Raw genomic sequence first — 8,514 nt, forward strand, 5'->3', positions numbered from 1 at the left:
GGAGAGGATCGAGGAGCACCCGTTCGTGGAGACGCCCGCGCAGCCGCCGCACTCCGGCGTTGACCTGCTGGCCCGGACCGTCGGCCGACTCCGGGCCGAGGAGTCCACCCGGGCGCTGATCGAGCTGGCCAAGGGCATCCTGGTCGAGCGTCTCGGCTGCGGCCCCGCCGAGGCCGCCCGGCACCTGCGGCTGCTCGCCGACAGCTCCCGGCTGCCGCTCCCGGAGCTGGCCGCCGACATCGTCAACCAGGCCGCCGGAGACCTGGTGGCCCAGGCCGCCGCGCCGACCGGCGAGCAGACCACCGCGCCGACCGGTGAGCAAGCCGCCGACCCGGCCACCCGTGCCACCGCCGTACGGCTGCGCGCGGCCGAATGCGCCGCACTCGCCGCCGACGACACCGGCGCCGTCGCCCGCGTGCTGCTGGACCAGGCCGCCGCACCCCTCGGCGCCACCGCCGTCGCCGTCTGGGCCGCCCACGCCGACGGCACCCTGACGCTCGCCGGGCACGCCGGGTTCACCGAGGGCGAAGCGGCCCGCTGGCACCATGTGCCGCCCGGCGTGGGCACCCTCGCCCAGCAGGCACTCACCGGGCGCCGCACCCTCTGGTTCCCCGCCCTGGGCGACCGGGGCGGCGACACCTCCACCGCCACCGTCGGACGCGGCGCCCCGGCCACCTCCGGCGCCCGCGCCGTGCTGCCCGCCGGGCCGGGCGACCGGCTGCTGGGCGTCCTGGAGATCGCCTGGCCGGACGTCCGCCCCCCGCTCACCCCGCAGCTCCGCCGCCAACTGGAGGCGCTGGCCGACCTCTGCGGGCACACCCTGGACGCCGGATTCGACCCCGCCGACCCCGCGGCAGGGCCCGGCACCGGCCTCCCCGACCTGCTCGGCGGCCTGCTGGACCCGGCGATGGTGCTCCGCCCGGTGTACGGCGCCGACCGGCGGATCGCCGACTTCCGCATCGAGTCCACCAATGAGCCCTTTGTGGACCCGGTCGGCCGCTCCCCGGGCCGGCTGCGCGGCCTGGGACTGCTGGAGGCGTACCCGCTGGCCGCCACCGAGGGCGGCCTCTTCGACCGGGCGGCCCGGACGCTGGCCACCGGCGAGCCCTACCGCGCCGACGCGGTCCGGCTGCGGATGCTGCTGGACGATGTACCGCTGGCCGTCGAAGCGCACATCGGCATGAGCCGCCTCGGCGACGCCGTCCTGCTCACCTGGCGCATCCCCGGCGAGGAGACCCGGCTCGCCCACCTGCTCCAGCACGCCCAGCGGCTCGGCCGGATCGGCGGCTTCGAGGAGAACCTGGTCAGCGGCGCCGTCAGCTGGAACGCCCAGCTCTACGCCCTCTACGGGCTGCCGCCCACCGCCGCACCGGTCCCCGTGGCGCGGCTGCGCAGCCGCGCCCACCCCGACGACGCCGTGGCCATCGGCCGCTTTCTGCGGACCGTGCTGCACCACGGCCAGGAGGGCGCGGCCACCTTCCGGCTGCTGCGCGGCGACGGCGTGGTCCGCCATGTGCGGGTGGTCGCCGAACCGGTGCTCGGCGAGGGCGGCCGACCGGTCGGGGTGCGCGGCGCCTACCAGGACGTCTCCGCCCAGCACTGGACCGAGGTGGCACTGGCCGCCACCCGCGACCGGCTCGCCGACACCGAGCAGGAGTCCGCCGACCGCCACCGCCTCGCCCTGCAGCTCCAGCAGGCGATCATGCCGCCCACCGCGCCGCCGGTGGACGCGGCCGGGCTGCGGGTGGCCGTCCGCTACCGCCCCGCCGAGAAGGGCCACCGGATCGGCGGCGACTGGTACGACGCCGTGCTGCTGCCCACCGGACAGGTGCTGCTGGCCGTCGGCGACGTCGCCGGACACGGCATCGCCGCCGCCACCGGGATGGTGGTGCTGCGCAACGCCCTGCGCGGCCTCGCCGCGACCGGCGCCGGCCCGGGGCAGCTGCTCGGCTGGCTCAACGCGGTCGCGCACCACCTCACCGAGCACGTCACCGCCACCGCCGTCTGCGGCCTGTACGACCCGGAGACCCGCACCCTGCGCTGGGCCCGCGCCGGCCATCTGCCGCCGGTACTGGTCCGGGCCGGCGCGGCGGAGGCGCTGCCGCTGCCCAAGGGGGTGCTGCTCGGCGCGGTCGCGGAGGCGGAGTACGAGGAGCGCCGCCTGGTGCTGGACGACGACGACACCCTGCTGCTCTACACCGACGGGCTGATCGAGCGGCGGGACCGCTCGGTGCAGCAGTCGATAGCCCGGCTGCTGGCGACCGCCGCGGGCGCGGAGGACGACCTGGAGGAGTACCTCGACCGGCTGCTCACCCACAGCAACGCCGACACCGACGACGACACCTGCCTGATCGGCGTCCGGCTGCGGCAGCGCCCGACGTAGGCCGCCGGGCGTACGGTGGCCCGGTGAGCAACCTTGATGTCCGGCCCGTGCCGACCCTCTGCGGCGGCCGCCGCGCGGTCCCCGGGAGCCCGGTGCATGATGTCCTGCCCGGCCGTGCCGTGCTGCTCGGCGAGTCCACCGAGGTCCGCCGGCTGCTGCCGACGCTGGGCCGCCGAATGGTCGGCGCCTGGTGCTTTGTCGACCACTACGGCCCCGACGAGATCGCCGCCGAGCCCGGTATGCAGGTGCCGCCGCATCCGCACATCGGGTTGCAGACCGTGAGCTGGTTGCTCGACGGCGAGATCTTGCACCGTGACAGCGTCGGCAGCGTGCAGACCGTCCGCCCGGGCGAGCTGGGCCTGATGACGGCCGGCCGGGCCATCGCCCACTCCGAGCAGTCGCCCGACCCGCACCCGGCGCTGCTGCACGGCGCCCAGCTCTGGGTCGCCCTGCCCGAGCCGCACCGCCGCACCGAGCCGCGCTTCGAGCACCACGCCGCCCTGCCCGTGGTCACCGCCCCCGGGCTGCGGGCCACCGTCCTCATGGGCGAACTCGACGGCGCCGCCTCGCCCGGCACCGCCTTCTCCCCCCTGGTCGGAGCCGAACTGCTGCTGGCCGCCGGAGCGGCGGCGGCGCTGCCGCTGGAACGGGACTTCGAGTACGCGGTGCTCACCCTCTCCGGCACCCCCGAGGTCGACGGCGTCCGGCTGGACCCGGGCGCCCTGCTCTACCTCGGCTGCAACCGCGACGAACTGCGGGTGCGCGGCGACTCGGACTGCCGGCTGCTGCTGCTCGGCGGCGAGCCGTTCGAGGAGGAGATCGTGATGTGGTGGAACTTCGTCGCCCGTACCGGCGACGAGATCGCCCAGGCCCGCGAGGACTGGATGTCCGGCTCCCACTTCGGCGAAGTAACCGGCTACGACGGCGCCCCACTCCCCGCCCCCGCACTTCCCCCCGTCCCCCTCAAACCCCGCGGACGAGCCCGCTGACCTGCTGTTTTCCATGTGGGCGCCGATTGATCATCCGCGCAGTTCAGGTGGCATGTCGGTACTCGTGGAGTGTGCCGCCGAGTCGGTCTCGTCGGCGGACGTCCCGAGAGAGGAGCAACGCCTGCCCGCTTGGCCGGAGGCCGCCGGGACGGGCGGGGCGCGGCCCACGTGATTCACCTGCCCGTGGGACGGCGCGGCTGCCACTCGGTCGGCCGGCGGCCGAGGCGGCGCACCGTCGCCACACTTGCGGCATGAGGACGAACGACCCGGGCCGTGAGATCGGCCGCCTGGCGGACCGCTACTGGGGGTTCCTGCTGGAACGCGACCCGCTGCTGAGGGTCCGCCAGGGACTCCGGGTCGAGACGCTGCCGGGGGCATCGCTCACCGAGGCCGAGGAGCGGGCGCGGTTCGCCTGGGGCGTGCTGGACCGGGTCCGGGTGCTCGACGGCGCGGAGCTGTCCGGTGTCGACGCCGACACCGCGGCGTTCCTCGCGGCGCTCGCCGAACAGGAACTGCGGGCCTGCCGCTGCTACTGGCTGACGCCCGCCGCCACGCCATACCGGCTGTTCCCGCTGTCGCTGTACGCCGACGCGGTGCTGCGCCCATTCACCTTCACCGGACGACCGGACATCCAGCGGTACCTGGGGCTGGTGCACCAGCTGGGCCGGGTGGTCGGCTCGATCGTCGACAAGGCGGTGGAGCAGACCGCCCGCGGCTTCCGGGTGCCCGCCCCGGCCCTGGCCGGTGTGCGCACCACCGTCGCCGGTCTGCGGTCTTCCGTGGCCCACCGGGTGGCAGTGGACGACGACCGGCTCGTCGGACTGGGGCCGGCCGACCGAGGTCGACTCCGGGACGGCGTGCGACGGCTGGTGGAGACCGAGCTGGTGCCGGCCTTCGACCGGTTGCTCGCCGCCGTCGACGACCCGGCCCACCCACGCGGTGCGCCGCAGGCCGTCGGCTGGGCGCGGTACGAGGGCGGTGAGCAGGCGTACCGGGAGTTCGTCCGGACCCACACCGGGGACGGCGTGCCGCCCGAGCGGCTGCACGAGCTCGGCCGCGAGCAGTGCCGCGAACTCGCTGAACGGATGGGGGAGTTGCGGGCGGTCCTGGGCTTCCGCGGCTCCGAGGCCGAGTTCCACGACCGGCTGCGGGCCGAGCCCCGTCTGTACGCCCGGACGCCCGAGGATGTCGAGGCCCGGTATCGCGGCCACCTCGACCGGCTGGCCCCGCTGCTGCCCCGGTGGTTCGCCACTCTGCCGGCCGCCCCGTACGGGCTGGCCCGACTGGACCCGGCACTGGAGGCGGGGATGACCTTCGGGTACTACGAGCCGCCCACCGCAGCCGACTCGGTCGGGCGCTACCGCTACAACGGCTCGGAGCTGGACCGGAGGTCCCTGCTGGGCTCCGCCTCGCTGATCTACCACGAGCTGGCACCCGGGCACCACTTCCATCTCGCCCGGCAGGCGGAGAGCCGCGCCCTGCCGCAACTGCGCCGTGAGATTGCGGAGTTCGGCGCGTTCAACGAGGGCTGGGCCGAGTACGCGGCCGGCCTCGGCTGGGAGATGGGCCTCTACGACGACCCCTGGGACGCGTACGGGCGCCTCGCTCAGGAGCGGTTCACCGCGCAGCGGCTCGTCGTCGACACCGGGCTCAACCTCGGGACGATGAGCCTGGAGCAGGCGCGGGACTTCATGCGCGCCAACTCCACCGAGGCGGACGGCCAGATCGACTCGGACCTGCTGCGGTACTCCACGGACCTGCCCGGGCAGGCGCTCTCCTACCGTGCGGGCTACCTGGAGTTCACCCGACTGCGGGCCGGGGCCGAGGCGGGCCCGGGCGGCGGCGGGTTCGACGTGCGGGCCTTCCATGAGGTGGTGCTGGGAGGCGGCGGGCTGCCGTTCGCGGCCCTCCGGCGGCGGGTGGCGCGCGAACTCGGAAGCCGTCATTAATAATTATGAAAATACGATCGAATCGTTCGATGGGTATGCCTGCAATCCGTGCCACCCAGGAAGGCCAAGAGTACTCGCACGAGTGAACCGGCCGGGACTATTCGGCTTTGCTGTCCACGGTTCGACTACGGTGGTGGCAGAGCGGGCGGTGGGCTCCACCCATGAGGAATTCGTTCGGCAGGTTGACTGTCGGATTCCGGAATTGGAAGTGGGTCCCTACGTCCGCCCGGCTGTGCGCTGCTTCGGTGTCCGCAGTGCCCGGGTCTCCTGTCATGCGTATACGTAGAGAGGATGGAGCATCATGCCGCCCCTAGTACCGCCCTTCCTGGTCGGCCTCGTCGTCGCGCCACTCGCCAAACGTCTCCTCAAGCCGCTGGTGCGCGGTGTCGTCAAGACCTCCGTCGGCATCGTCCTTGAGGTGAAGAAGGCGGCCCACGAGGCCGGAGAGAACATCCATGACCTCGCGGCCGAGGTCGCCGCCGATGTGGTGGCGGCGCAGATCGCCGCCGGTGACGTCGGAGCCCGTTCGGGCGACGGCCGGCAGGCCGCCGCCGGGAAGGGCTACTCCGCCGATCGGACCGAGGGCGAGGCGAGGACCCCGAAGGTCCGTACGACCGCTGGCGTCGGCAAGGCGCACTGACGGCCCCGGTCGCCTGGGCGCACATTCCGGCCGGGCTCGGATGCGCGTCCGGGCGGCGGTCGGCCGCTGGCCTGTCGGCCGCATTTCCATCCTCCCTCAGAATTCCAGTCCGTCGCAGTAATACGTCACGCCCGTGGCGTTTTCAGCGACCTCCGCAAAACAGGTGATCGTACACATGCCGTCTCTGCTGGGTGCCGCAGCCGGGAATCACGTCGTGGATCTGGAAGTGCGCCTGCGGTCGATCATTCCGGGCCGTCAGCGCTGGGACGTCGAACCGGTTCTCGGGCGGCCCCGGGCGGCCGAAGTCCTTGCTGCGGCCCTGCGGCGGATCCCCGGGATCACCCAGGCGCAGGCCAACCCGATCACCGGCGGGCTCCTCGTCCGGCACGAGGTGAGCGTGAGCGCGGCGGACGTCGACCGGATCGTCCGCAGGGCCGTCGCCCTGGTCGTGGAGGCTACGGCCAGAGTCGCCCGTCCCGCGCCGGCCCGGTCCGCCGTCAAACCGGCTCCGCGCGCCGACCATGGCGTCGGCGTACGCCCCGTGCTCGCCGTCGGGGGCGGCGTGGCAGCCGGGATCGCCCTGATCCGCGGGTCGGCGCTCAGCAGGCAACTGATCGCGCTGGGCGGCGTGGCGGCGGCGACCGTGGCCGTCGTCCGGAAGGCATGGCGCAGAACGGCCGACGCGACCAGGGACCTGCCCGGGGCCGGAACCGAACGACACCCCCTGCTGGAGATCGTCGGACCGCACCGCCGGCGGCTCTGCCGTGCCTCCGCCCTCTCCGTCGCCTGCCAGATCGCGGAGATGGCGCTCGGCACCTTCCTCGGCTGGACCGCGCTGGTCCTCATCAAGGGCGAGGCCGCGCCGCTGATCCGCTTCGGCCTGACCACCGCGTCCGCTCAACTCCTCGGGCTGGCAGGGCTGGTGGCCGCCGCCTGCGCCGCCGTGGCGGGCCTGTCGTACACCTCCAACCTCCAGTGGCGCCAACTCGGCCAGGACATCGAGCACGACTGGCGGGGCCGCACGTACGCCCACGTACAGCACCTCGAACTGCGGCACCTGGAGGGCGAGCGGACCACCCGGGTCGCCGGCGCGCTCACCGAGGACGTCCGCCAGCTGGGCGCCTTCTTCGCGACCTCGGCCGGCGACCTGCTGCAACTGGGCACCAGCCTGGCCGTCCTGGTGCCGCTGTTCCTGCTGCTGGCCCCGCAGATCGCCTGGATCGCGTTCCTGCCCATCCCGGTCATCGCCTGGCTGTCGTTCCACTACCAGGACAAGGCCGCGGCCGACTACGCCGTCTCCGGCGAGGACCGGGCCAAGCTGCACAGCCGGCTGGTGAACACCCTGGAGGCCGGCGCCACCGTCAAGAGCTTCTGCACCGAGGACTACGAGGCCGTGCGCATCGACGAGTTGAGCGGTCAGGTCCAGGAGAGCAGCCGGCAGACCGACCGGAGCGCGATCCGCCACGCCGAGACCGTCCGGGTCTGCACGACCAGCTCGATGGCCGGCACCCTGCTGATCGGCGGCCGGTCGGTGCTCAACGGCAGTCTGCCCTTCGAGGTGTTCAGCCCGCTCATCGGACTGCCTCAGATGGTCCTGATGCGGATGAACCGACTCGGCGGCATTGTCGACCAGTACCAGCGCACGCTCGCCGCCCACGACCGGGTCCAGCGGCTGCACGCCCTGCCCGCCGAGACCGAAGGAACCGGCGGTCCGCTCGACGTCGAAAAGGTCCGGGGCGAGATCGTTCTCGACGGCGTGACCTTCGCCTACCCCGGTCGGCCGCCGGCCCTGGAGGACCTCACCCTGACCATCCCCGCCGGGCAGGTCACCGCCCTCGTCGGCGCCACCGGCTCCGGCAAGACGACGGTCGCCAAGCTGCTGATGCGCTTCCAGGACGTGGCGTCCGGCAGCGTGCTGATCGACGGGCGGGACGTACGCGACCTGCCGCGCAGGGATCTGCGCCACGCGATCGGCTTCGTCGCCCAGGATCCCTTCCTCTTCGACGGCACCATCGCCGACAACATTCGCTACGGCAGCTTCGGGGCCTCGGACGAGGCGCTGGTCGAGGCGGCCACGATGGCCGAGGCGCACACCTTCGTCGCGTCGCTGCCGGACGGCTACGACACGGTGATCGGCGAACGCGGCGCCGCCCTGTCCGGCGGCCAGCGGCAGCGCATCGCCCTGGCGCGCGCGATCCTCAAGGACGCGCCGGTCGTGATCCTCGACGAAGCCACCTCCGCCGTCGACAACGAGACCGAGGCCGCCATCCAGCGCACGCTCCGTGTCTTCGCGGCCGACCGGACGATGGTCGTCATCGCCCACCGGCTCTCCACGGTCCGCCACGCCGACCGGATCTACGTCATGGACCGGGGCGGCGTCGTGGCCGAACAGGGCACCCACGACGAACTCCTCGCCCGGCAAGGACTCTACGCATCCCTCTGGCAGCTCCAGGCCGGCGAACTCGCCGCCTGACCGCACCGGCCGCGCCGCCCGACCACCCACCGCGTGACGTCACCGCGAGCGGTGTGCCCCGGCGCGTCCTGCGACCACGC

Annotated in this window: 5 protein-coding genes; all 5 read left to right on the forward strand. The window is 73.6% G+C overall.

The genetic code is table 11. The features are described 5' to 3' along the window. The first annotated feature begins 25 nt into the window (after positions 1-25). Positions 26-2,383, forward strand: coding sequence for a SpoIIE family protein phosphatase (locus tag C7M71_RS26735; RefSeq protein WP_229758931.1), 2,358 nt, complete (start codon positions 26-28; stop codon positions 2,381-2,383). Positions 2,384-2,406: 23 nt separating this feature from the next. After that, complete coding sequence (locus C7M71_RS26740) at positions 2,407-3,372, forward strand: pirin family protein (protein WP_111489371.1); 966 nt, start codon at positions 2,407-2,409, stop codon at positions 3,370-3,372. Positions 3,373-3,623: 251 nt separating this feature from the next. Further along, positions 3,624-5,321: a DUF885 domain-containing protein gene (locus tag C7M71_RS26745; RefSeq protein ID WP_111489370.1), complete on the forward strand. Its 1,698-nt coding sequence runs from the start codon at positions 3,624-3,626 to the stop codon at positions 5,319-5,321. Between the two features lie 301 nt (positions 5,322-5,622). After that, complete coding sequence (locus C7M71_RS26750; RefSeq protein WP_111489369.1) at positions 5,623-5,961, forward strand: DUF5132 domain-containing protein; 339 nt, start codon at positions 5,623-5,625, stop codon at positions 5,959-5,961. Positions 5,962-6,136: 175 nt separating this feature from the next. After that, the gene (locus C7M71_RS26755; RefSeq protein ID WP_111489368.1) at positions 6,137-8,434 is read left to right on the forward strand and encodes an ABC transporter ATP-binding protein/permease; all 2,298 of its coding nucleotides are present in this window, start codon (positions 6,137-6,139) and stop codon (positions 8,432-8,434) included. Positions 8,435-8,514: the final 80 nt, after the last annotated feature.

The organism is Peterkaempfera bronchialis, assembly GCF_003258605.2.
In the GTDB taxonomy this organism is placed as follows: Bacteria; Actinomycetota; Actinomycetes; order Streptomycetales; family Streptomycetaceae; genus Peterkaempfera; species Peterkaempfera bronchialis.